Origin of the sequence: Olsenella sp. SW781 (genome assembly GCF_012027725.1) — a bacterium.
In the GTDB taxonomy this organism is placed as follows: Bacteria; Actinomycetota; Coriobacteriia; order Coriobacteriales; family Atopobiaceae; genus Thermophilibacter.
In genome coordinates, this window is record NZ_SJOU01000006.1 from 25,957 (window position 1) to 48,672 (window position 22,716).

The 22,716-nt window shown below is 65.7% G+C and carries 21 protein-coding genes and 2 pseudogenes; 11 read left to right on the top strand and 12 right to left on the bottom strand.

Features of this window, described 5'->3' with window-relative positions; genetic code table 11:
* The first annotated feature begins 89 nt into the window (after positions 1-89).
* The 5 genes from E0L17_RS04835 (at position 90) to pflA (ending at position 6,975) form a co-directional block, all read left to right on the top strand.
* The gene (locus tag E0L17_RS04835; protein ID WP_167930126.1) at positions 90-2,594 is read left to right on the top strand and encodes a glycoside hydrolase family 3 C-terminal domain-containing protein; all 2,505 of its coding nucleotides are present in this window, start codon (positions 90-92) and stop codon (positions 2,592-2,594) included.
* Between the two features lie 42 nt (positions 2,595-2,636).
* A complete protein-coding gene (locus tag E0L17_RS04840; RefSeq protein ID WP_167930127.1) occupies positions 2,637-3,137 on the top strand; it encodes a GtrA family protein in 501 nt (166 codons plus the stop codon).
* Positions 3,138-3,501: 364 nt separating this feature from the next.
* Positions 3,502-5,592: a formate C-acetyltransferase gene (gene pflB, locus E0L17_RS04845; protein ID WP_167930128.1), complete on the top strand. Its 2,091-nt coding sequence runs from the start codon at positions 3,502-3,504 to the stop codon at positions 5,590-5,592.
* A gap of 149 nt (positions 5,593-5,741) precedes the next feature.
* The gene (gene grcA3, locus E0L17_RS04850) at positions 5,742-5,990 is read left to right on the top strand and encodes an autonomous glycyl radical cofactor GrcA3 (protein ID WP_167930129.1); all 249 of its coding nucleotides are present in this window, start codon (positions 5,742-5,744) and stop codon (positions 5,988-5,990) included.
* Positions 5,991-6,156: 166 nt separating this feature from the next.
* Positions 6,157-6,975, top strand: coding sequence for a pyruvate formate-lyase-activating protein (pflA, locus tag E0L17_RS04855; protein ID WP_167930231.1), 819 nt, complete (start codon positions 6,157-6,159; stop codon positions 6,973-6,975).
* Positions 6,976-6,984: 9 nt separating this feature from the next.
* Here the strand turns inward: pflA and E0L17_RS04860 are convergent, their stop codons facing one another.
* From E0L17_RS04860 to E0L17_RS04870, 3 genes are all read right to left on the bottom strand, one after another.
* Complete coding sequence (locus E0L17_RS04860; protein ID WP_167930130.1) at positions 6,985-8,088, bottom strand: DUF4179 domain-containing protein; 1,104 nt, start codon at positions 8,086-8,088, stop codon at positions 6,985-6,987.
* On the bottom strand, positions 8,085-8,585 hold the full coding sequence (locus tag E0L17_RS04865) for an RNA polymerase sigma factor (protein ID WP_167930131.1): 501 nt from the start codon (positions 8,583-8,585) through the stop codon (positions 8,085-8,087). Before E0L17_RS04865 ends, E0L17_RS04860 begins: the two co-directional genes overlap by 4 nt.
* Before the next feature lie 131 nt (positions 8,586-8,716).
* Entirely contained in the window at positions 8,717-9,745 is a 1,029-nt protein-coding gene (locus E0L17_RS04870; RefSeq protein WP_167930132.1) for a 3-deoxy-7-phosphoheptulonate synthase, read from the bottom strand.
* 431 nt (positions 9,746-10,176) lie between these two features.
* On the opposite strand from E0L17_RS04870, the gene E0L17_RS04875 reads away from it, so the two are divergent.
* A complete protein-coding gene (locus E0L17_RS04875; RefSeq protein ID WP_167930133.1) occupies positions 10,177-11,625 on the top strand; it encodes a C69 family dipeptidase in 1,449 nt (482 codons plus the stop codon).
* 96 nt (positions 11,626-11,721) lie between these two features.
* Here the strand turns inward: E0L17_RS04875 and E0L17_RS04880 are convergent, their stop codons facing one another.
* Positions 11,722-13,650, bottom strand: coding sequence for an oxidoreductase (locus E0L17_RS04880; RefSeq protein ID WP_167930134.1), 1,929 nt, complete (start codon positions 13,648-13,650; stop codon positions 11,722-11,724).
* Between the two features lie 224 nt (positions 13,651-13,874).
* Between E0L17_RS04880 and E0L17_RS04885 the strand changes: the two genes are divergently transcribed.
* Positions 13,875-14,441 carry a TetR/AcrR family transcriptional regulator gene (locus E0L17_RS04885; RefSeq protein ID WP_167930135.1) on the top strand — a complete coding sequence of 189 codons (567 nt, stop codon included), beginning with the start codon at positions 13,875-13,877 and terminating at the stop codon, positions 14,439-14,441.
* Positions 14,442-14,614: 173 nt separating this feature from the next.
* Here E0L17_RS04885 and E0L17_RS04890 read toward each other — a convergent pair whose 3' ends face one another.
* The 4 genes and pseudogenes from E0L17_RS04890 to E0L17_RS11335 form a co-directional block, all read right to left on the bottom strand.
* The gene (locus E0L17_RS04890) at positions 14,615-15,673 is read right to left on the bottom strand and encodes a hypothetical protein (RefSeq protein ID WP_167930136.1); all 1,059 of its coding nucleotides are present in this window, start codon (positions 15,671-15,673) and stop codon (positions 14,615-14,617) included.
* Between the two features lie 298 nt (positions 15,674-15,971).
* A complete protein-coding gene (locus E0L17_RS04895; protein WP_167930137.1) occupies positions 15,972-16,658 on the bottom strand; it encodes an HAD family hydrolase in 687 nt (228 codons plus the stop codon).
* A 113-nt stretch (positions 16,659-16,771) separates the two neighbouring features.
* A pseudogene (locus tag E0L17_RS11330) lies at positions 16,772-16,877 on the bottom strand (DapH/DapD/GlmU-related protein); the annotation flags it as partial.
* A gap of 240 nt (positions 16,878-17,117) precedes the next feature.
* Positions 17,118-17,417, bottom strand: a pseudogene (locus E0L17_RS11335) (hypothetical protein); the annotation flags it as partial.
* Here E0L17_RS11335 and E0L17_RS04905 point away from each other — a divergent pair.
* Complete coding sequence (locus E0L17_RS04905) at positions 17,398-17,913, top strand: nitroreductase family protein (protein WP_167930139.1); 516 nt, start codon at positions 17,398-17,400, stop codon at positions 17,911-17,913. The pseudogene E0L17_RS11335 and the gene E0L17_RS04905 overlap by 20 nt on opposite strands.
* A 48-nt stretch (positions 17,914-17,961) precedes the next feature.
* On the opposite strand, the gene E0L17_RS04910 is transcribed toward E0L17_RS04905, so the two are convergent.
* Positions 17,962-18,387 carry a hypothetical protein gene (locus E0L17_RS04910; RefSeq protein ID WP_167930140.1) on the bottom strand — a complete coding sequence of 142 codons (426 nt, stop codon included), beginning with the start codon at positions 18,385-18,387 and terminating at the stop codon, positions 17,962-17,964.
* 484 nt (positions 18,388-18,871) lie between these two features.
* Positions 18,872-20,218, bottom strand: coding sequence for a hypothetical protein (locus E0L17_RS04915; protein WP_167930141.1), 1,347 nt, complete (start codon positions 20,216-20,218; stop codon positions 18,872-18,874).
* A gap of 23 nt (positions 20,219-20,241) precedes the next feature.
* Between E0L17_RS04915 and E0L17_RS04920 the strand changes: the two genes are divergently transcribed.
* The 3 genes from E0L17_RS04920 (at position 20,242) to brnA (ending at position 21,080) form a co-directional block, all read left to right on the top strand.
* Positions 20,242-20,475, top strand: a complete 234-nt coding sequence (locus E0L17_RS04920) for a hypothetical protein (protein WP_167930142.1) — start codon at positions 20,242-20,244, stop codon at positions 20,473-20,475.
* 61 nt (positions 20,476-20,536) lie between these two features.
* On the top strand, positions 20,537-20,815 hold the full coding sequence (locus E0L17_RS04925) for a BrnT family toxin (RefSeq protein WP_167930143.1): 279 nt from the start codon (positions 20,537-20,539) through the stop codon (positions 20,813-20,815).
* The gene (gene brnA, locus E0L17_RS04930; protein ID WP_167930144.1) at positions 20,808-21,080 is read left to right on the top strand and encodes a type II toxin-antitoxin system BrnA family antitoxin; all 273 of its coding nucleotides are present in this window, start codon (positions 20,808-20,810) and stop codon (positions 21,078-21,080) included. Before E0L17_RS04925 ends, brnA begins: the two co-directional genes overlap by 8 nt.
* A 25-nt stretch (positions 21,081-21,105) precedes the next feature.
* Here brnA and E0L17_RS04935 read toward each other — a convergent pair whose 3' ends face one another.
* A complete protein-coding gene (locus E0L17_RS04935) occupies positions 21,106-21,720 on the bottom strand; it encodes a DUF1349 domain-containing protein (protein WP_286163301.1) in 615 nt (204 codons plus the stop codon).
* Positions 21,721-21,834: 114 nt separating this feature from the next.
* Positions 21,835-22,674 (bottom strand): MetQ/NlpA family ABC transporter substrate-binding protein, encoded by an 840-nt coding sequence (locus tag E0L17_RS04940; RefSeq protein ID WP_167930145.1) that lies wholly within the window; start codon positions 22,672-22,674, stop codon positions 21,835-21,837.
* Positions 22,675-22,716: the final 42 nt, after the last annotated feature.

The following is a 22,716-nucleotide window of genomic DNA, read 5'->3' on the forward strand; positions in this document are numbered from 1 at the left end:
GCAGACGCGCCAATCGTGTCAGTGCGCCCGGGGAAGGGCTCGGCCTCAATATATTTGAGATGATGCCGAGCCTGTCGAAGGGGAGAGACATGAAACACGAGGACATCATCAGGAAGCTCTCGCTCGCCGAGAAGTGCGCGCTGCTCCAGGGCGGCACCACCTTCGGGAGCTGGCCCAACGAGCGCGCCGGCATCCCGGCCATCGAGTTCTCGGACGGCCCCTCGGGCGTCCGCCACCAGGCCGGCGCGGCCGACCACCTCGGCCTCAACGGCTCCGAGCCGGCCACGTGCTTCCCCACCGCCGTGACGATGGCCAACACGTGGGACACCGAGCTCGAGGAGCGCGTCGGCGCCGCGATGGGCCAGGAGGCCGCCGTCCAAAAGGTGGGGACGCTGCTCGCCCCCGGCCTCTGCATCAAGCGCAACCCGCTTTGCGGCCGCAACTTCGAGTACTTCTCGGAGGACCCGCTCGTCTCCGGCAAGATGGCCGCCGCCTTCGTCCGGGGCGTCCAGTCCAACGGCATCGGCGCCTGCCCCAAGCACTACGCCGTCAACAGCCAGGAGGCGCGCCGCCAGGCGTCCGACTCCGTCCTCGACGAGCGCACCCTGCGCGAGATCTACCTCGCCGGCTTTGAGACCGTGGTCCGCGAGGCCGACCCCATGACCATCATGAGCTCGTACAACCTCGTGAACGGCGTCTACGCCAACGAGAACGAGCACCTGCTCCAGGAGATCCTGCGCGACGAGTGGGGCTTCGACGGCTCCGTCGTCACCGACTGGGGCGGCTCCAACGACCACGCCGCCGGCGTGGCGGCGGGCTCGACCTTCGAGATGCCGGCCCCGGGCCTCGGCTCCACCCGCGAGCTCATCGCCGCCGTCGAGGCGGGCACCATCTCCGAGGCCGACGTCGACGCCCGCGTGGACGAGGTCATCGACCTCGCGCTCAAGGTGACCCCGGCCGTCGAGGCGGCGCCGGCATCCTTCGACGTCGACGCGCACCACGCGCTCGCCCGCGAGGCCGCCGCGGCCGGCTGCGTCCTGCTCAAGAACGACGGCCCCATCCTGCCGCTCCCCGCGCACGCCAAGGTCGCGCTCATCGGCGACTTCGCCAAGACCCCGCGCTACCAGGGCGCCGGCTCCTCCGCCGTCAACTGCACCAAGGTCGACAGCCTGTTCGACCTCATCGGCGAGACCGACCTCGACCTCGTGGGCTACGAGCCCGGCTTCGAGCGCCACGGCGGCGAGAACGCCTCCAAGCGCGCCGCGGCGCTCGACCTCGCGCGCCACGCCGACGTCATCCTGCTGTGCCTCGGCCTCGACGAGATCGCCGAGTCCGAGGGCGCCGAGCGCCTCACCATGCGCCTGAACGAGAACCAGGTCGAGCTCGCCCACGCCGTGGCCGAGGTCAACCCCAACGTCATCGTCCTGCTCTCCGCCGGCTCCTGCGTGGAGACCGACTGGGTCCAGGACGCGCGCGCCGTGCTCTACTGCGCGCTCGGCGGCCAGGCGGGCGCGGGCGCCGCGCTCGACGTGGTCACCGGAGCCGTCTGCCCCTCGGGCAAGCTCGCCGAGACCTGGCCGGTGCGCCTCGAGGACGTCCCCTCCTCCGCCAACTTCCCCTCCGAGGAGAAGAGCGCCGAGTACCGCGAGGGCCTCTACGTGGGCTATCGCTACTTCGACACCGCCAAGGTGCCGGTGGCCTTCCCCTTCGGCTTCGGCCTCTCGTACACCTCCTTCGCCTACTCGGGCCTCAAGGCCACGGCGGACGCGGTGAGCTTCACCGTCACCAACACCGGCGCCGTGGCCGGCGCCGAGGTGGCCCAGCTCTACGTAGCCAAGCCCGACCACGAGGTCTTCCGCCCGGAGCAGGAGCTTAGGGGCTTCGCCAAGGTCGAGCTCGCCCCCGGCGAGTCCAAGGTCGTCACCATCCCGCTCACCGAGCGCGCCTTCAGCTACTTCAACGTCAAGACGAACCGCTGGGAGGTCGAGGCGGGCACCTACGAGCTGCGCGTGGCCGCCGCCTCCGACGACGTCCGCCTCACCGCCGAGGTCGAGCTCGCCGGCACCGGCGCCCCCAACCCGTACGCCGGCGTCGACGTGGCACCCTACGAGTCCGCCGACGTGCTCCGCGTGGACGACGCGCACTTCGCCGCCCTCCTCGGCCACGCCATCCCGAGCAACGAGGCCAAGATCGAGCGCAACATGTGCTTCCGCGACCTCAACCACGGCCGCTCCCTCATCTTCTGGGTCGTGTGGCTCGTCCTGCGCGCCCTGAAGAACGCCGCCGACAAGTCCGGCCACCCCAACCTCAACGTCCTCTTCATCTGGAACATGCCGCTGCGCGCCCTCGCCAAGATGACCAACGGCATGGTGGACATGGGCCTCGTCGACGCGCTCGTCCGCGAGGTCAAGGGCTACGGCTGGGCGGGCATCGTCCTTCTCGCCCTCTCGATCGCCCTCGGCTGGGGCGTCGGCTTGGGCATCCTGCTCTGGCTGCTGTGGGTGCTCGCGCCCATCCTCTTCGCCTTCGTCATGAACCTCGTGCGCAACAACGCGCTCGCCAAGCAGATCGCCGACGCCTCGCGCGCCCGCTAGCCCCCGTCAACGACCGTCAGAACGTCACAGAAAGGACCCGCCATGAGCTTCAAGACTTGGACCGAGGAGCACCAGGGAATCTGGGAGTTCATCAAGTTCAACATCCTGTCGAACGTCTCCACCATCTCCCGCTTCGTCTTCACGTGGATCGGCACCGCCATCTTCATCAACGCGATGCAGATGACCCAGCCCTTCCAGTTCCTCATCTTCAACTACACCGAGCCGAGCTCCAACGGCCTGGGCGGCTTCATCACCTTCCTCATCGCCGAGGTCGTGGCGCAGGTCGTCAACTTCTTCGTCCAGATGAAGTGGGTCTTCAAGTCCGATGCCTCCTTCAAGGACGCCGCCTGGAAGTACGCCATCCTCGCCGTGATCATCGTCGTGGTGAACCTCATCCTCCCCGGCTACGTGATGAGCTTCTGCCAGACCACCTTCGGCTGGGACGCCGGCCTCTCCGGCACCGTGGCCTCCGTCGTGAACACGCTGCTCGCCGTTGTCGTGAGCTTCCCGCTCCTCAAGTTCTGGATCATGCCGAGCAAGTAGTCCCCAAGGGACACGGCCTTCCTCCTGGCGCCCCGACCACCCCGAGGTCGGGGCGCTCTTCTGTGCCGGGGCGCCGCGGGCCGGCGCGACACGATGGCGAAGCCGCCCTTGCACCATCGCGGACGCTCCGCACCGCGGGTTCTTCTCACCCGAGGGATAACGTGTGCAAAAGTGCCTGTCCCTTTTGCACGCTTTTGCACGACGCCCCTCCCCCGCTGGCTCCGCCCGTATGTGTGTTTTGCCAGATGTCACCATCAACTAACTTTTCTCAGCTCCATCAAGTTCTCATATCTGGTAGTTTGAAGAGTGCCGTTATCCCACGGCGGGCGCAACGCGCCCAACCTCAGATAAAGGAGCGTGAGCAGTGAGTCAGCAGGAGGCCTGGGCCGGCTTTGTCGGCGGCAACTGGGAGCACGAGATCGACGTCCGTGACTTCATCCAGAAGAACTACACCCCCTACGACGGCGACGAGTCCTTCCTCGCCGACCCCACGGAGAACACCACCAAGCTCTGGGACGAGGTCATGGGCCTCTTCGCCAAGGAGCGCGAGGCGGGCGGCGTCCTCGACATGGACACCGACCTCGTCTCCACGATCATCTCGCACCCCGCGGGCTACATCGACCAGCCCCTCGAGAAGATCGTCGGCCTGCAGACCGAGAAGCCGCTCAAGCGCGCCCTCATGGTCAACGGCGGCATCCGCATGGCCGTGGCCGCCTGCAAGCAGAACGGCTACGAGGTCGACCCGGAGATCGTGAACATCTACACGAACTACCGCAAGACCCACAACGCCGGCGTCTTTGACGCCTACACCCCCGAGATGCGCGCCTGCCGCCACAGCCACATCATCACCGGCCTGCCCGACGCCTACGGCCGCGGCCGCATCATCGGTGACTACCGCCGCGTCGCCCTCTACGGCGTCGACCGCCTCATCGAGGAGAAGAAGGCCGAGCACGCCGGCACCCAGAAGACCATGAACGAGGCCACGATCCGCCACCGCGAGGAGCTCGCGGAGCAGATCCGCGCCCTCCAGGAGCTGGGGCAGCTCGGCAAGATCTACGGCTTCGACATCTCCAAGCCGGCCAAGAACTTCCAGGAGGCCGTCCAGTGGCTCTACTTCGGCTACCTCGCCGCGGTCAAGGAGCAGAACGGCGCCGCCATGTCCATCGGCCGCAACTCCACGTTCCTCGACATCTACGCCGAGCGTGACCTCAAGGCCGGCGTCATCACCGAGGCCGAGGCCCAGGAGATCATCGATCACCTCGTCATGAAGCTCCGCATGGTCAAGTTCGCCCGCACCCCCGAGTACAACGAGCTCTTCTCCGGCGACCCGCAGTGGGTCACCGAGTCCCTCGGCGGCATGGGCGTCGACGGCCGCTCCATGGTCACCAAGACCGCCTTCCGCTACCTCCACACCCTCGAGAACATGGGCACCAGCCCCGAGCCCAACCTCACGGTGCTCTGGTCCACGCGCCTGCCCGAGGCCTTCAAGCGCTACTGCGCCAAGATCTCCATCACCACGAGCTCCATCCAGTACGAGAACGACGACCTCATGCGCGTCTACCACGGCGACGACTACGCGATCGCCTGCTGCGTGTCCTCCATGCGCATCGGCAAGGAGATGCAGTTCTTCGGCGCCCGCGCCAACCTCGCCAAGTGCCTCCTCTACGCCATCAACGGCGGCCGCGACGAGAAGACCGGCGAGCAGGTCGGCCCGAAGTTCCGTCCGGTCGAGGGCGACTACCTCGACTACGACGACGTGGTCTCCAAGTTCCGCGACATGATGCAGTGGCTCGCCGAGGTCTACGTCAACGCGCTGAACATCATCCACTACATGCACGACAAGTACTGCTACGAGCGCCTGCAGATGGCCCTGCACGACGAGCACGTCCACCGCTGGTTCGCCACGGGCATCGCCGGCCTGTCCGTCGTGGCCGACTCCCTCTCCGCGATCAAGTACGCCAAGGTCAAGGTCATCCGCGACGAGACCGGCCTGGTCACCGACTACGAGGTCGAGGGCGAGTTCCCCAAGTACGGCAACGACGACGACCGCGTGGACCAGCTCGCCCACGACGTGGTCGAGGTCTTCATGAAGTACGTCCGCGAGACCGACACCTACCGCAACTCCGTCCCGACGACCTCGATCCTCACGATCACCTCGAACGTCGTCTACGGCAACGCCACCGGCAACACGCCCGACGGCCGCCGCGCCGGCGAGCCCTTCGCCCCGGGCGCGAACCCCATGCACCGTCGTGACACCCACGGCGCCGTGGCGTCGCTCGCCTCCGTCGCCAAGCTCCCGTTCAAGGACGCCCAGGACGGCATCTCCAACACGTTCTCCATCGTGCCGAACGCCCTCGGCAAGGGCGACGCCGTCATGTTCGACGAGCTCGACCTCGACGCCCTCGGCGTGGACATCCAGATCGAGAACCCCGCCCCCGACTGCGGCTGCTGCTAGCCACCTGCGCATCGGGAACAGCCCCGACGCGCGGAGCCGTTCGGGCGGATTCGATAAATGTCACTGACTTGGTGACACTTATCGGGTACACTGTGGTTACAGGAGGGTCGCCTCGCTCCGGGGCGACCCGTACGAGAAAGGATTCCATCATGAGCGCAACCTCTTCCGCCGAGCAGGTCGACAACCTCGTCAGCATGATCGATGGCTACGTCGAGGAGGGCGGCCACCACCTCAACGTCAACGTCTTCACCAAGGAGACCCTGCTTGACGCCCAGGCCCACCCCGAGAAGTACCCGCAGCTGACCATCCGCGTCTCCGGCTACGCGGTGAAGTTCAACTCCCTCACCAAGAAGCAGCAGGACGACGTCATCTCCCGTACCTTCCACGAGGCGATGTAAGGTCAACCTGACCTGTTAGGCCAACGGCCCGGGCAATTGCTCCGCAAAGTGCTTCGCGCTCCGCGCTCAGGAACTTTGCTTCGCAATTGCCCGGGCCGTTCGCTCTATCATGGTTGTAATACGTGTCCGGGTGGAAGGTGCGGATGTGAGCGATCGAACCGACGGGATGAGCGAGAAGAACCTTGCGGTCGTGGGGAGGCTGCACTCCATCGAGTCCTTCGGGACCGTCGACGGTCCCGGGACGCGGCTCGTGGTGTTCTGCCAGGGCTGCCCCATGCGCTGCCAGTACTGCCACAACCCAGACACCTGGGAGTTCGGTCGCGCCGGCGGCACCGGCCCTGGCACCGACGTCACCGTGGCGGAGGTGCTCGAGCGATTCGAGCGCAACCGCCCCTTCTACAAGTCGGGCGGCATCACCGTCACGGGCGGAGAGCCCATGGCCCAGCCGGACTTCGTGGCCGCCCTCTTCGAGGAGGCCCACAGGGCCCCTGCCGGGCGCATCCACACCTGCCTGGACACCTCTGCCGCCACCTTCTCCGCGGAGCACGCAGAGCGCTTCTCGCGGCTTCTCGATGCCACCGACATGGTTCTTCTCGACATCAAGACCTCAGACCCCGTCCTGCACGAGTCGCTCTGCGGCATGTCTGCGAGCCACGCCCTCGAGCTGGGCGGCGAGCTCGCGCGGCGCGGCATACCCACGCTCATCCGCCACGTCATCGTCCCCGGCCTCACGGACTCCGAGGAGGAGTGCGCCGACGTGGGCCGCATCATCGGAGACTGGGACAACGTCGTGGGGCTCGACTTCCTCCCCTACCACACGTTGGGAAAGACGAAGTACGAGAAGCTCGGCATCCCCTACCCGCTCGAGGGCGTGAAGGCCATGGAGGCCGCGCGCGCCAAGGAGCTGCGCGAGGTTGCGCTGCGCGCCTTCGCGCGACGCCGCTCGGAGCGCCGGGGAGAGCGGCGACCCGAGCGGCGGGACTAGCCTCGGAAGTTACGCGGCGGGCTCGAGCGTGGCCGCATGAGCGGCCTCCCCGGAAATCGGGTCGCCCGTCGTCCCCGAGACCTCCACGCTCACGACCTCGGAGGTGCCGACCAGGCGCGTGAACGTGTAGTTCGAAGAGCCGTCGTCGAGCAGGTTGGCGGTGTAGTAGCCCATGGTCATGGCCTTGTCTTCGGACACGACCACATACGTGCTGCCGTCCGCGAGGTGCAGCGCAACCTCGTCCACGCTGGAGTCCCCCGCCTCCTTCCATGACGGGTCCACGTGGATGCTGAAGGGGCTCACCGTGACGACGCTCCCGTCCTCGGCGACAAACTCGCGCGCGCCCACGACCTTGCTCGGGATGAAGACGTCCGACTGCGCGTCGCAGTTCTCAAAGTCAGCGGACACGTTCCCCTCCTCGTCGACTGCCCCCGTGTGCCACGAAAGCGACCACGAGACCCCGGAGAGCACGTTGTCGAGATTCCCAAAGGCCGAGAAGTACACGGTCCCCCTGGCGAGCGTGTCCGTGGACAGCTCCTGATCGTAGATCCATTTGTAGTCGAGCAGCGTCGAGGTGCCCTCTCCGGTCGCAGACATGCCGAGCGCGTCAAGGGGGGCGTCGTCGTCGGGCACGAGCTCCCCCGGAAGGCCGTACTCCGGGTTGTTTCTGATGCCCTCCGGATTCTCCAGCGTGAAGCTCGCGACGCCGCACCCGTTCTCGTCCACGAGCATGTCCTCGATGGTGAGGGTATAGCCATTGCCCGTGACGGAGAGCCCCACGTGCTCGACGGAGGCCGCCAGGTCGTCGGACACGGCCCCAGGGTCGAGCGTGCCAAGCTCCAAGCTGAAGTCATTGCCCGCGTAGCTCCACTCCACGCGCTCGCCCATCCCGTGGTCTCCCCAGGCGGAGAAGATGTCGCCGCCGGACACGGCATACGCCACCCCTCCTGTGACGAGCACGCCCGCCATCGCCGCGCCCATCACTGCGGCCGCAGGCAGCGGCCCCCTGCGGGAGCGTCGGCGCCCCGCCTGTGCCCGCTCCATCACGCGCTCGTACGTGTCTTCGGACGCATGCATGTGCTCCATCGCCTCATGCAGCTCATTCTTCCTCATCGCACGACCTCCATCTCCCTATTGGAAATGTCATCAGCTTCCAGCATCTTCCGCAGACGACCGCGCGCCCGGGCGAGCCTCGTGCGCACCGTCGCGGCGGGCACGTGCAGCATGCTCGCGACCTCGCCGGTCGAGAAGCCCGCATAGTAGTGAAGCACCAGCGGAACGCGGTACTTCTCGGGCAGACGCATCACGCTCGTGAGCAGCTCGACGTGCTCGCGGCTCGGCATCTCGAGCGTGTTCGCGTATCCCTCGATGTCCTCAACGCGCCGCCAAGGCCGCCGGAAGAGCGACCGGCACTCGTTGACGCACACCCGGACGAGCCAGTTGCGCAGGTGGGCGTCGCTTGCAAAGTCGTCATCGTGCCGTAGGAGCTTGACGAGCACGTCCTGCGTCACGTCGTCTGCGTCCGCCGCATCGCGCAGGTAGGTGTACGCGACGCGGAACACGAGGTCGCGGTTCTTCTCGACGGCTCGTCGGAACTCATCGTCCTGCACGCCCCCTCCTCTCTCTTGTGTGCCATTGGAAAGGCGCCTATCAGTAATACTCGCGAGCGTGCAGAAATGTTTCAGCACGAAAAAAGGGCGGGTCCGAAGACCCGCCCCGTCAGAAGCTCGCACTCTCACGCCTACGCGCGCTCCGCGATCTCCCTCACCAGGCGCTCGGTCTTCTCCCAGCCGAGGCAGGCGTCGGTGATGGACTTGCCGTAGACGGTCCCGCCCACCGGCTGGTTGCCGTCCTCGAGGTAGGACTCCACCATGAAGCCGCGCACGAGGCGGCGAATTTCGGGCGCGCGGTGCATGGAGTCGAGCACCTCGTGGCAGATGCGGATCTGCTCGAGGGGGCGCTTGCCCGAGTTGTCGTGGTTGCAGTCGATGATGGCCGCCGGGTTGGAGAACTTGTCGGCAGTGTACTTCTCGGCCAGGCGCTCGAGGTACTCGTAGTGGTAGTTGGGGTAGTTGATGCCGTCGAGACCCACGTAGCCGCGCAGCACGGCATGGGCGAGCGGGTTGCCCGTGGTGTTGACCTCCCAGTTGCGGAAGATGAAGGTCTGGCGCTGCTGCGCGGCGTAGATGGAGTTGAGCATGACGTCGGTGGAGCCGCCGGTGGGGTTCTTCATGCCCACCGGCATGGGGACGCCCGAGGCCACGAGACGGTGCTCCTGGTTCTCCACGGAGCGCGCGCCCACCGCGATGTAGGCGAGAAGGTCGATGAGGTACTGGTAGTTGGTTGGATAGAGCATCTCGTCGGCGGTGAACAGGCCCGTCTCCTCGACCACGCGCACGTGCATGCGGCGGATGGCCTTGACGCCCTCGAGCAGGTCGTCGCCGGACTCGGGGTCGGGGTTGTGGAGCAGGCCCTTGTAGCCGATGCCCTTGGTGCGCGGCTTGTTGGTGTAGACGCGCGGGATGACGAGGATGCAGTCCTCGACCGACTCGGCAAGCTTGGCCAGGCGGACGGCGTAGTCCAGCACCGAGTCCTCGCGGTCCGCCGAGCACGGGCCGATGATGAGCAGCAGGCGCTCGTCCTCGCCGCGCAGGATCGCGGAGACCGCCGCGTCGAAGCCCGCCTTTCGCTCGGCCATCTCGGACGAGAGCGGCATCTCGGCGCGGATGTCCTTGGGGATGGGCAGAAGGCGCTTGAACTTCATCGACATGCAGGCTTCCTCTCACGATTGGGCGAACGCCAACGAATTATTGCGCTCGGGCGCCCCTGAGGCAACGCGTGGCGCGACTTCGTTACACAATGATGCCCTTCGCGCGGCGTCGTTCGGACTCCCCAAAGATGCAATCAGGGGGATAGTGCGAAGAAATGCCGCTGATCCCTGCAATCACCGGGATAGTGCGAAGCCCTTTCCCGCATGGGTCGCGTATCGTGCCTCTCACGAGCAGGGAATATATTCAATCTAATTAGATGCTACTCGGCAAGAGGGGCATTTGAGGCCAAAAACGCTTCGCACTATCCCGGTGATTGCAGACGAGCGCGCCGTTTTTTCACACTATCCGCCCAACTGCACGCGAGGGGCCGACTCGGCCTCGCGAGACGCTACCATGAACCCGGAACAAACCCGTCCCCCGAGGAGGCACCATGCCCTGCACCACCATTCTCATCGGCAAGAGGGCGAGCTACGACGGCTCCACGATCGTGGCCCGCAACGAGGACTCCCCCAACGGCGAGTTCTCCCCCAAGCGCTTTGTCTCCCGTCCCGCGCCCAAGGCCGGAGACGTCTACAAGAGCGTGATATCGCACCTGGAGATCGAGCTTCCCGAGGGCGGCGTCCGCTACACCGCCATCCCCAACGCCGACCTCAAGGAGGGCCTCTGGGAGGAGGCCGGCTTCAGCGCCCGCAACGTGGGGATGAGCGCAACCGAGACCCTCACCTCCAACGAGCGCGTGCTCGCCGCAGACCCGCTCGTGCGCTACGACAAGGACGCCGGCACGCCCGGCGGCATCGGCGAGGAGGACATGCTCACGCTCGTCCTCCCCTACATGACAAGCGCCCGCGACGGCGTGCTGCGCATGGGGGCGCTGCTCGAGCGATACGGCACCTACGAGATGAACGGCATCGCGTTCTCTGACGCGGACGAGATCTGGTGGATGGAGACCGTGGGCGGCCACCACTGGATCGCCCGCCGCGTGCCGGACGACTGCTACGTCACGATGCCCAACCAGCTCGGCATCGACGACTTCGACCTCGAGGATGCCTGCGGGCGACAGGAGGAGCACCTCTGCTCCGCCGACCTGCGCGAGTGGATGGCGGCCAACCACCTGGACCTGACAATCGGCGTTGCGGCCGGGCACTTCAACCCGCGCGATGCCTTCGGCAGCCACTCCGACTCCGACCACGTCTACAACACGCCGCGCGCCTGGGCCATCCAGCGCGCCCTCAACCCGCACGCCGGCCCCTGGGACACCGCGGCGCCCGCGGCCGACTTCGGCCCCGAGAGCGACACCATCCCCTGGTGCCGCGAGCCCGAGCGCAAGCTCACCGTCGAGGACGTGAAGTACGTGCTCTCGCTCCACTACCAGGGCACGCCGTACGACCCCTACGCCGGCGGCGAGAAGGCCGGCCTCTACCGCCCCATCGGCATCAACCGCAACAGCCAGCTTGCCGTGCTGCAGCTGCGCCCCTACGTGGCTCCGGAGCGATCCGCGCTGCAGTGGATCGCCTACGGGTCAAACGCCTTCAACGCGCTCGTGCCGCTCTATGCCAACGTCGACGAGACGCCGGCCTACCTCGAGGACACCACCACGCGCGTGACCAGCGAGAACTTCTACTGGGCCAACCGCATCGTCGGGGCGCTCGCCGACGCCGCCTATGGGCCGTGCCTTCCTCACGTGGAGCGCTACCAGGAGGCGCTCACCTCACGCTGCGCCGCGCTCGTACGCGCGTGCGACGCCGAGGGTGGCAGCCTCGCGGACTGCAACCAGGCCATCGCCGACGAGTGCCGCCGGCAGACCGAGGCCCTCCTCGACAAGGTCCTCTTCGAGGCGAGCATGCACATGAGAAACGGCTTCTCCCGCAGCGACAACTAGCCGGCGGGCCCTCGCAAAGAAAAGGGGCGGGGCGAGAAGGACCAGCGTCAGGTCCTTCTCGCCCCGCCTTTTGCTACGTCGGGAGACGCCCCGGGGCTACTCCATCACGCGGATGGCGTGGTAGCCCTCGTGGACCGCAGTGAGGATCTTGCGCGGCGCCACGGCGTCGCCCACCACGGACAGGTCGTCGACGAGGCCCTCGAGCTGGTCCTCGAGCTCGTTGTTGGAGCGATAGCCCGCCGCGATGATCACGGTGTCGGCCGGGACGCTCACGGTCTGCCCGTCCTTCTCGTAGACGACGGCGTCATCGGTGACCTGCGTCACCTTGGCGCCGCACGCCTTGTTGACGCCGCGCTCCTCGAGCATCGCCTTGAGCGCCTGGTCGTTGTTCAGGCAGTGGCCGGCCGTGAGCAGGACGTCATCGAGCATCTCGACGATGGTCACGTTCTCGGCCTTCTCGGCCATGAACGCCGCGGTCTCGCAGCCCACGAGGCCTCCGCCGATGACTACGACGTCCTTGCCGGGCTCGCGCGTCCCCAGCAGGTAGCCGTCGGAGACCTCGGCGTGCTCGATGCCCGGGATGGGCGGCACGACGGAGTGGGAGCCGCATGCCAGGACGACCTTGTCGGCGCCGTAGGCCGCGATCTCGGCCGCGCTGGCGTCCTTGTTGTAGACCACGCGCACGCCGAGCTTGTTGACCTGCGTCTTCATGTAGTCGATGAGGCGCAGCACGTCGTGCTTGAACGTGGGCGAGCCGGCGGCCCAGAGGTTGCCGCCGAGCCGCGAGCTCCTCTCCCAGAGCTCGACGTCGTAGCCGCGCTCGGCCGCGGCGATGGCGGCCTCCATGCCGCCGGGGCCGCCGCCGACCACGAGGACGCTGCGCATGTCGTCGAGGTCCTCGACGGGGGCGGGCAGCGCGTAGTCGCGCTCGGCGTAGCACTGCGGGTTCACGGCGCAGTAGTAGTGCTTGCCGGAGAAGCCGGCCAGCAGGCACTCGTTGCAGCCGATGCAGGGGCGGATGTCGTCGACGCGGCCCTCGCGGACCTTGTTGGCCCATGCCGGGTCGGCGAGCGTCTGGTGCGCCAGCACCACGTAGTCGAGGGTGCCGTCCTCAACGGCGGCCTCGGCGCGGGCCGGGTCGAAGAGCTTGCCCTGGCCGAAGACCGGCACCTTCACGGCGTCCTTGATGGCGCGGACCACGCGCAGCTGGTGGCCCTCGGGCGCGTAGACGGTGGAGATGGCCTTGTACCACGCCTCGTAGCAGCCCACGTCAACGTGGAGCGCGTCCACGCCGGCGCCCTCGAGGATCTTGGCCATCTCGACGCCCTCGTCAAGCTCGCGGCCGCCGGGCACGCCGTGGTACGGCGTGAACTTCACCTGGACGGGGAAGCCCGCCGGCACGTTCTTCTTGATCGCGTCGATGCACTCGAGCGTGAAGCGCATGCGGTTCTCGAGCGAGCCGCCGTACTCGTCCGTGCGGTCGTTCCACATCGTGGACTGGAACTGGTCGAGCAGGTAGCCGCCGTAGGCGTGCAGCTCGAGCGCGTCGGCGCCGGCAGCCACGGCCAGCGAGGCGGAGTAGCCCACGCGCTCCACCAGGTAGGCGATGTCCTCCTTGGCGAAGGGCTTGCAGATGAGGCTCGGGAACCAGAACGAGGAGCACGCGCCCGCGGAGTACGGCGGCGTGAAGGGGTCGGTGAACTGCTGGCGGCCGAGGCCCGGGGAAAGCTGCACGCACACCTTGGCGCCCCAGTGGTGGCAGCGGTCGACGAGCATGTTCAGGCGCTCCACGTGGTGGAAGTTGCTGAGCTCGGTGCAGGGGCGCGGCTCGTACTTGGTGGAGACCACGTTGGCGCCGGTGATGATGAGGCCGCAGCCGCCCTTGGCGCGCTCCTCGAAGTAGTAGACGCCATCCATGGTGTAGGCGCCGTCCGCCTCACCGGTCGTGCCCATCGGGCCCATGACGATGCGGTTCTTGAGCCGCATGCTCCCGATCTGGGTCTTCTCGAACAGCCTGTTTGCCATGCGCTTCTCTCGCTTTCCCCTCGGTATTACCACGGTAACGCCTTTCGTTACCCGAGTTAAAGTTACACCCCGCGGGGCGAGGGGGACGTGGCGAGGGCCGCTTTTCGGCGGGCGTCGCGTTTCGCGCCGCGGCCGTCTTCTCGGGGGCGGCCGCGGACGGCCACGGTGTAAAGTAGGTCGAACGACCCGCCGCGTGACCGGCCCCCACGACGCGAGGAAGACGCATGAACCGCACCATCATCTCCGCCCAGGCGCTCCGGCTCTTCCAGGAGCGCGGCTACGAGAACGTGACCGTCCAGGACATCTGCGACGCGTGCGAGATAACCAAGCCCACCTTCTATCGCTACGTGCCCTCCAAGGAGGAGCTCGTTCTGGAGGTCTACGACGACATCACGATCCGCCTCTCGCAGCGGCTGCTCGCCGTGGCGGGCTCGGGCAACTACTGGGAGCAGCTCGTCACGTGCTTTGACACCCTCTACCAGGAGAGCTCCAAGCTGGGGGCGGGCCTTTTCAGCCAGGCCATGATCGCCAACCTGCAGGAGGATCGCCACACCTTTGACATGCGCCCCTACCTCACCGAGGTTGCGGTGGACATCATCCGCCACGCCCAGGATGCCGGCCAGGTGCGCAACCCCGCGCCCGCCGAGCGGCTCTACGAGGCCGCGTCGCACATGTTCAGCGGCTACGAGCTCCTCTGGTGCATCCGACGCGGCGCCACCGACTGGCGCGAGGACCTTCTCGCTAGCCTCGAGGCGATCTTCGAGGTCCCCGAGGAGTGGCGCGTGAGATAGCCCTGGCGCGCTTCCTGCCCGCGCGTCCTTCTCGCAAGCGCGCTCCTCTCGAGAGCGCGTCCTTCTCGCCGACACCCCCCGCCGAAACAGAGTCAATCGACAAAAACGTGCCCTCGGGGACGCCATTTTGTCGATTGGCTCTGTCTGGGCGTCGGGGCATGCTCGGACGCTCGCTACGCCGCCACGAGCTCCGTCGCCAGCACCCTCCAGCCGCCAAGCTGCATCAGCTCCGCGCGCCTGGTCGTGAACGGAGCCGGGACCGCCGGGTCGCCCGATTGCCTCGGAACGCCGAACGAGTCGAGCAGAGAGCCGAGAAGGACGGGGTCGCGCGCCACATCGTAGCCAAATCGCACGACCGCGGGGCGAAGCGCCGAGAGGTGAGACTCGCGCAGGCGCTCGTCCTGCAGCACCCGCACCGCGCTGCGGCCACCCATGAGCTCGGGACGCTCGGTCTTCTGCCTGCCGTCCATCTCTCCGATGATGACGGACCCATCAGGAAGCAGCCAGAGGAAGTCGACGCGGAACCACGTTCCCGGCTCAACGGGATCCTCAATCCACACCTGCAGCTCAGGAGGCTCAAATCCGGCTTCGAGCATCGTCCAGCGGGCGATTGACTCCCCTCCGCTCTCGGCACGCGCGTCGGCGAGGGCGGCGACGCGCACCGCCCCGCGCACCCCGCGTCGGCCACGGTGCGCCGAGCGCAGGTAGTCGACGACCTGGCGTGCAGACGCCTGGCTCAGCCGGAGCGCCCAATCAACGATTGCCAGCGCGTCAGGAGGGGGAAACGCCACGAGACAGTCGAAGACGGTCCTCCAGAACGACGTCACAGGAAGGCCTTGGGCGAGTGCGGGACCCTCGGGATCGCTCACGCAGCGTCGGATGACGCCCGGAACGGACTTGTCATGCGAGCCCCGCCCCGCCGCCACCCACACGTGCGTGAGCAGCCCCCACGTCACCGGAAGGCCATATGCGACCGCGGCCGACGCCTCGCAGAAGCGCCAGCCCGGATGGCGCGCGGCAAGTCCCCGCATGAGCCAGAGCGACCGCTCCGCAGGGTTAAGCCGCCTCCAAGCCCCTCTGCGGACGAACTGTCCGGCAATCGGCTGCACCAGCTCGAGCCCGCGGCGCAGGAGCGCCTTGCGGCCCTTCTCGTCCGACGGCACCAGGGAGCTCTCCCCGCGCTCCGCCGCGTCCAGCAGCGCATCGATTCGTCGCCTCACTGCCTCGCCCATCGCCCCTCCCTCGTCCAGGCAACCGGACCTCCATTGTTCCTCCGGACGAGGGCGCATCCGCGACTCGACAAAAAGAACGCGGGGCCTCTGGTACGCTTCCGGACAGCATGGGAATTCGAGCGCGCTTTTCCGACGCAGCGCGCACCGCCGTCGACGTGACGACGGCCCTTCTCGCCTAGCGCGACGACGGCCCTTCTCGCCGGCACCCCCTCGCCGAAACAGAGCCAATCGACAAAAACGCGCCCTCGGGAACGCCTTTTTGTCGATTGGCTCTGTCTGGGCGTCGGGGCATGCCCGGTTACGACCGGCCGAAGAACCGCCTCAGCAGCTCGGGATAGTCCCGCGCCATCAGGCCCTCGTCCAAGGCCGCGCCGAGCCGCGCGCACTTGCGCTCCGTCGGGACCATGCCGAGAAACGCGCAGCCGGCCCGCAGCGACGTCTCGTAGTCCCGCCGCGTGTCGCCCACGAAGACGGTCGTCTCCGGGCGGCCGCCCATCAGCTCGAGGACGCGCTCGACGCTCCACGTGCTGGGCTTCAGGCGCTCCGGATGCGCGCCATCCCGGCCCACCACCGGAAGCCGCCCGATGGACAGGCGATCGAGGAAGGCGTCGACCGCGCGGGCGGAGTTGTTGGTCGCCACGCCGACCCGATACCCCGCGGTCCTCCAGAAGTCGATGGCCTCGGCCACGCCCGCGACCGCGGGGCCCGTCCCGGCGGCCAACACCTCTGCGTCGGAGAGGACCTCGTCTGCCTTGAGCAGGGCCTCCGCACGAGCCTCAGGGCGGTCGGCGGTCTGCGCCAGCACGGCGTCGAAGGCATCGAACGCATCCAGTGCCTCGTCGAAGTCGATCGAGAATCGCCTGAGCTCCTCGTGCATCCTGCGCCTCGTCGCCGCGAGGTCATGGTTCTGGAAGAGCAGGCACATCGTCCCGTCAAAGTCCAGAACCACGCTCTCGCATCCCGTGCGGTCAACCCTGAGGTCCACGGCCTATCTCCCCTCCCCCTCGACGTCTTCCGGCGAGATCGGGGCCACGAGGTCGCGCTCCGACACCTCGCGCAGCACGCGGCAGGGCACGCCGGCCGCGATCACGCCGGCAGGCACGTCGCGCGTGACCACGCTTCCCGCGCCGATCACGCTGCCGTCGCCGATGGTGACGCCGCCGCAGACGGTCACGTTGGCGCCCAGCCAGACGTTGTTGCCCAGCGTGATGGGGGCCGAGGTCTGGATGCCCTCCGCGCGCTGGTCGGGGTGCACCGCGTGGCCGGCGCAGGCGAGCACGCAGCCTGGCGCGATGAACGTGCCCTCGCCGATGTTGATGGGCGAGGTGTCCAGGAACGCACAGTTGTAGTTCACGAGCGCGAAGCCGTGGAAGTGGATGTTGAAGCCGTAGTCGCAGCGGAACGTGGGCTTGACGTTTGCGCGCGGGTGCCACGTGCCGAAGAGTTCGGCCAGGATCTCCGCCCGCGACTCGGTGTCTGCGGGGTCCAACCGATTGAGGCGCCAGCAGAGACGCTGGGCGCGCGGCTGCAGGTCGTTGGGCATGTCAAGGTAGCTCACAGCGTACGGCGCGTCTGAGCGCATGAGGTCGAGCGCGGTCATGGGGGTCCGTTCTTCTTGGCGTGTCCGGCGCGGCCATTGTACAGCGCGCTGCGGGCGACGTAACGGCAGGCGTATCATTGGCGCAGGAAGACAGGTGAGCCACGACCAAGGAGGAGTGACCGAGATGGAGTTCAGGGACGTCATCGCCAAGCGCTACTCGTGCAAGAAGTACGACGAGACCCGTCAGGTGGAGCCCGGGGCGCTCGAGAAGATCCTCGAGGCGGGCAGGCTCGCCCCCACCGCCAAGAACCTGCAGGAGCAGCACGTTTACGTGCTCCAGAGCTCCGAGGCGCTCGCCATCGTGGACGAGCTCACGCCCTGCCGCTACGGCGCGCCCACGGTCCTGGCCGTGGCCTTTGACGCCACGAACGTCTACACCTACCCCGGCGACGCGCGCGACTCAGGCATCGAGGACGCCGCGATCGTGGCCACGCACATGGTCCTGGCCGCATGCAACGCGGGCGTGGACAGCTGCTGGCTCAACCGCTTTGACCCTGACGTTGCCAAGGAGCGCCTGGGCCTGCCCGAGAACGAGGAGCTCCTCATGCTGCTCGACCTCGGCTACGCCGCCGAGGGCACGGGACCGCTGCCCAACCACGAGAGCCGCAAGCCGATTGCGGAGACGGTGACGTACCGATAACGTGACAGGGGGACGGAGGAGTTGCCAGCGCTCCGTCCCCCAGCCACGTTAATCCCAGATGATCGTCGATTCCTTGAGCTTACCCCCGCACTTGGGACATCCCTTTTTCCTCATCTTTCTGAGGTATTCGACCGCATCGCCCTCTATGGGTATGCCACGTACCCACGCCATCGGCTGCCCGCATGCGGGGCAGACATCCTCGCAGGAGATGAACACGACTGGCATCTCATGCGCCCCCGCGTGTTGCGCTGTCATGAACTCACCGGAAACCAGCTCGCCACAATGCGCGCACTTGAACGTAGTCTGCTCCCTCTGGAGCTTTATTTCGTCAGAGGCCAGCTCGTCTGCCATACGCTGCGCGAGATTTCCGAACTCGCCCGATTTGAGGCTCTCCAGACACTCATCCTTGCAAGAGGAAAGTATCCCCCGCCCAAAAATGAACTGTCGCTCCCACCCGCAGGCTTCACAGTACACGCCGACTCCCCTGCCCATCTGATGACCTCCCGTAGCTCGCGAATCAATGCGCAAGTAAAGGATAGGGTGAGCACCGGACAATAATTCCCGACTGGACTGCTGCGACCCGTCCCATACGAACGCATGGTCAATGAGTTGGGTCGTGCACTTCTCCCCAACACCGAGCACGGACCGCGGACATGTCGCGAAGAACGCCCTAGGGACATAAAACATAGAGTCTTATCGGCTCGGTAGCCAGCATTGAGCTTGGGAAATGAATCATCAGCGCAAGGTTACAAGCCCTAGACAAGAAGCTCTCTTCAAGTCGCAGCGAGGGTCCTGGGCGAGCGGGAGCTTACACTCCTGCGTTCGGAGCATAGGGCAGCATCAGCCACCATGACTCCGCAACGCTTCGGGAAAGCTTAATCAAAGAGATGGCCAGCGCACAACTCGAGCAAAACAATCGCACGCTTCCGAGACAACGTTTATCAACGGGTGACGGAGGTCATTTTCCAAAGGGAAACCTGAACGGGAGCGACTCGATTGCCTTCCCTAAATCAATCCCTTCCAGCGCTTTCCCAATCTCCTGGGCGCCGCTCGAAACGACTGCCCCAATCTGCTCCGCTCCCTTTCCCGCCGCGTCCCCAAGCGCCCCCGCACCCTGGGCAACGGAATTGCCAAGATCCTGCGCACCAGAGACGGCCTTCTCACCAAGATCTTGTGCTCCCGCAGCAACTTGATCGGCCACCTCCGCCACGTCCTTCGCTCGCTCGTCGACAAACTCGAGAAACGCCTTGTCCCATTCGGGGGCGCGCTCGATGTCTCTCTTCGCAATCTCCATCCCGAGCTTTTCGCTGAACTCTGTCGTAGCATCCATCAATTCGTCGAGCATCCCGAGGCTGCTGTCCACTGCGAACGGGTGGAGAAGCTTCTCCCCGCGCACGCGCTCGGCAGTGCAGCTCAGGTCTTCTCGCAGCATCTCAACTCTTGCCCTCACCTTGCCTAGCCTGTCACGGCGAGCCTCGTTTATCCCCTGACGATGCCCCTCGAGCACCTCAGTCCTCTCGAAGTACGCGCGCTCAAGCTCAATCACCGAGAGTCTATCGCGCGTCTGGATGGCTCGAGCTATGACTCCAAGCCACGCGGGCACATCTTCGCAGGCCACCTTCAACACGCTCTCGACGTCCTCAGGAGAGTCAGCCGAAAGCAGCTTATCTGAAATACCTTTGAGCTTTGTAAGCGCATAGGCGAGCGCCGTTCCGGTTACCCGCGCGCAGGGGGCAAGTTTCGACCAAGCAGCGTCAGTGAGCATGCCAGTCTCATTGCGAATCGCAGCGGCCTCATCAACCTCAAATACAGCACCCATGAGGTCGGCCAAGGTACGATCCTTTTGATCCTGCAGTAAGTCGTTGATTTTTCCGTCAATTCTTACAAGATAATCTGTTATTTCTTGGATGGCCTGCTCAAGCGCCATCTGGGTCATCATGCCCGCAATGCCCGTCGCCATAGCAGGCGAGAAGAGGTTGCCCGGGGTCTCAAACTTAAGCCATTTGACAATCTTTCCACTTGCGTCTTGAACCACGCCGGGTTGTATTCCGCTTGCTTTCCCATATTTTTCAAGAAGCCCGACCGATTCCTCGGTCAGCTTAACCCACCTGCCGGACTTCGAAGACACCTGCGTCGCGGCCCTCAGCGCAGAAGCACCCGTTTTCAGAACCTTCGATGAGAACTCGCGTGACGCGAGACCGCATTCATCAAGCCAAGTCTTTATTTCCGACGGATCCCCGAGAAACAGAATTCCCTGATCGTCCTTTATGACAGAAATCTCCTGAACGCCAAGATGCTCAGACATGAGAAACTCGATTCTCCTATGCGATGCCCGCTATCAATCATGATAAAGCTCAGGTCGATCATCTTCTGGCTATTCTCGCTGAATCGCTTTTCCAACTCGCGGACAAGACACCACTCGTAACGGAATATCATCCGTTCACCGATATAATCTCAAATCATATTCATTGTTCTTATGCTGCCATCTGCGACGTCAGCAAGCGGATAGAGGGCGGGAATACACAAGTTCCCACCCGCATGCTATATTCCGCCCAGCTGTAATCACATCTCAAAAATGGCTTTATTTTTGAACTCTTTTTACGTAAAAAAGGGGGATAATTAGATGGCACTACTGTTTGAATGGAACCCCGATAAGGCTCTGAGCAACTGCCGGAAACATCACGTGAGATTTGAGGAGGCATGTGAGATTTGGAAAGATCCTTTTTACTATCGTGTTCGCGTCTCCTCGGAACCAGAGGAACGCTGGCTTGCGGTCGGCCGAATTTCCAAATCGTCATATCTCTCCGCAATCGTCACGTATCGCGGAGAGGACGGGGAGACCGTCAGGATTATCTCCGCGAGACGTTCCACGAAGCTAGAGATTGAGAGATACCATGGATAAGCGCATCAGCTCCCAACAGGCAGAGGACATCTTCGACGAAGGCGGGGACGTCCTTCCCTACGCGGAGGATCCGACCTTCGAGCGGCCCCACCAGTCCCAGCGACGCGTGAGCGTTGACATGAACGAGCCCATGGTCGTCCGGCTTGACGGCTACGCGAGCGAGTATGGCGTCACGCGTCAGTCGCTCATGAAAATCTGGCTGGCGGAGCGTCTTGACGAGGAGGACGATCACAAGGCGAGAAGAACGGCGCGTGCCTCACGCTAGGAGGCGCGGAGGGCGGCAGCGCCCCCTACTCCTCGTCCGGCTGCTGGCCGTCGTGGGCATCCCAGACGCACGGGCCATAGTCGAAGCCGCCGAAGCGCGCCGTGAACGACGAGTCCTCTGGAGAGCACGCATAGACGCCAAAGCTCACCGTGCCCGTCGCCGCGGCCAGGTGGCAGATGCGCATCTGCGAGAAGGCCACGCCGTCACGCGAGCACTCGATGCGGAAGTCGTCCCCGCGTCGAGAGAGCCGATACCACATCTGACGCTCGTCGGCGGGAATCTCCGTCGTGGCCCAGTCGGACCAGCCACCGTTGGTGACCACGCTCCCCAAGTGCTGAAAGCGGTCGTTCTCGTACTCCACGGACGCCTTGAGCCAGTTCTCGGAGTCCAGGTACACCACGATCCCGCACTGGTCGAAGCGGTGGTGGCTCTGCGAGAAGTCCGTGCGCACCGTGAAGCTGAAGTACTTCTCGCCCGTGCGCGCCTGGAAGACGGGGGCGTTGTCGTTGCGGAAGTGGTAGTAGGTGCGCTGCCAGAGGTCAGTGCGCGGGAGCGTGGTGACCTCGAGCGCCCCGTCGCGCGCCACGCAGGCCGCCGGCTCTCGCGTCCAGGTGAAGTCATCAAGGCTCATCGCCGCCATGGTCGCCCCCTCGTCCTCATGTCCTTTGGGAGATTGTACCGCTCGTGGGCGACGACGGAGCGACGGGGGGGACGGAGCGCCGGCAAGGGCTCCGTCCCCCGTCACGTCAGGAGGCTAGAAGGCCTGGACGGAGTCGCCGAAGGTCTCCCGGAGGTACGCCGCGAAGTCGTCGCCCTTGAGGACCTCGACGAGCGCCGCGACGCACTCGTCGTCCTCCAGCTCGGGGCGTGTGGCGATGATGTTGACGTACTGCTCGCGCACGGCCGTGGAGTCGGCGTTCTCGGTCGCCACGGCGTCGGCGAGCGAGAGGCCCGCGTCGATGGCGTAGTTGCCGTTGATGATGGCAAAGTCCACGTCTGCGAGCGTGGAGGGCAGGACCGCGGCCTCCTGCTCCACGATCTCGATGCCGTGGGGGTTGTCCGTGATGTCGTTCACCGTGGCGGTGACGCCGGCAGCCTCGTCGAGCGTGATGAGCCCAAGGTCCTGCAGCAGGAGCAGCGCACGGCCCTCGTTGGTGGGGTCGTTGGGCACGGAGATCGTGGTGCCCTCGGCGACGTCATCGAGGTCGTTCGAGCGACCGGGGAAGACGCCGAACGGCTCATAGTGGATGGCCCCGACGTTCACGAGGTCGGAGCCGTTCTCCTCGTTGTAGTTGTTGAGGTAGTTGATGTGCTGGAAGTAGTTCGCGTCAAGATCGCCGGAGATCACGTCCTCGTTGGGCTTGAGGTAGTCGGTGTACTCGACGACGTCGAGCGTGATGCCCCGCTCCTCGAGGCGCGGGGCGGCGAAGTCGTTGAGGATCTCCGCGTGCGGGCTCGGAGAGGCGCCGATCCTGAGCGTCCCATGCTCGTGCGCGGGCTTGCCGGCATCGCATGCCGCGAGCGAGCCGGCGGCCGCGAGCGCGAGGGTGGCGAGAAGGGAGCGGCGGGAAATGTTAGCGTTAGCGAACTTCATGGTTCTTCTCCTTACTCGGTAAAGTGGGGACGTCCCCCACAT

What these genes read in the sequence shown, in the direction of transcription:
- E0L17_RS04835 (WP_167930126.1), top strand. Translation starts at nt 90, where the DNA reads ATGAAACACGAGGACATCATCAGGAAGCTCTCGCTCGCCGAGAAGTGC.
- E0L17_RS04840 (WP_167930127.1), top strand. Translation starts at nt 2,637, where the DNA reads ATGAGCTTCAAGACTTGGACCGAGGAGCACCAGGGAATCTGGGAGTTC.
- grcA3 (WP_167930129.1), top strand. Translation starts at nt 5,742, where the DNA reads ATGAGCGCAACCTCTTCCGCCGAGCAGGTCGACAACCTCGTCAGCATG.
- pflA (WP_167930231.1), top strand. Translation starts at nt 6,157, where the DNA reads ATGAGCGAGAAGAACCTTGCGGTCGTGGGGAGGCTGCACTCCATCGAG.
- E0L17_RS04860 (WP_167930130.1), bottom strand. Translation starts at nt 8,088, where the DNA reads ATGAGGAAGAATGAGCTGCATGAGGCGATGGAGCACATGCATGCGTCC.
- E0L17_RS04870 (WP_167930132.1), bottom strand. Translation starts at nt 9,745, where the DNA reads ATGTCGATGAAGTTCAAGCGCCTTCTGCCCATCCCCAAGGACATCCGC.
- E0L17_RS04875 (WP_167930133.1), top strand. Translation starts at nt 10,177, where the DNA reads ATGCCCTGCACCACCATTCTCATCGGCAAGAGGGCGAGCTACGACGGC.
- E0L17_RS04880 (WP_167930134.1), bottom strand. Translation starts at nt 13,650, where the DNA reads ATGGCAAACAGGCTGTTCGAGAAGACCCAGATCGGGAGCATGCGGCTC.
- E0L17_RS04885 (WP_167930135.1), top strand. Translation starts at nt 13,875, where the DNA reads ATGAACCGCACCATCATCTCCGCCCAGGCGCTCCGGCTCTTCCAGGAG.
- E0L17_RS04890 (WP_167930136.1), bottom strand. Translation starts at nt 15,673, where the DNA reads ATGGGCGAGGCAGTGAGGCGACGAATCGATGCGCTGCTGGACGCGGCG.
- E0L17_RS04905 (WP_167930139.1), top strand. Translation starts at nt 17,398, where the DNA reads ATGGAGTTCAGGGACGTCATCGCCAAGCGCTACTCGTGCAAGAAGTAC.
- E0L17_RS04915 (WP_167930141.1), bottom strand. Translation starts at nt 20,218, where the DNA reads ATGTCTGAGCATCTTGGCGTTCAGGAGATTTCTGTCATAAAGGACGAT.
- E0L17_RS04920 (WP_167930142.1), top strand. Translation starts at nt 20,242, where the DNA reads ATGCCCGCTATCAATCATGATAAAGCTCAGGTCGATCATCTTCTGGCT.
- E0L17_RS04925 (WP_167930143.1), top strand. Translation starts at nt 20,537, where the DNA reads ATGGCACTACTGTTTGAATGGAACCCCGATAAGGCTCTGAGCAACTGC.
- brnA (WP_167930144.1), top strand. Translation starts at nt 20,808, where the DNA reads ATGGATAAGCGCATCAGCTCCCAACAGGCAGAGGACATCTTCGACGAA.
- E0L17_RS04935 (WP_286163301.1), bottom strand. Translation starts at nt 21,720, where the DNA reads ATGGCGGCGATGAGCCTTGATGACTTCACCTGGACGCGAGAGCCGGCG.
- E0L17_RS04940 (WP_167930145.1), bottom strand. Translation starts at nt 22,674, where the DNA reads ATGAAGTTCGCTAACGCTAACATTTCCCGCCGCTCCCTTCTCGCCACC.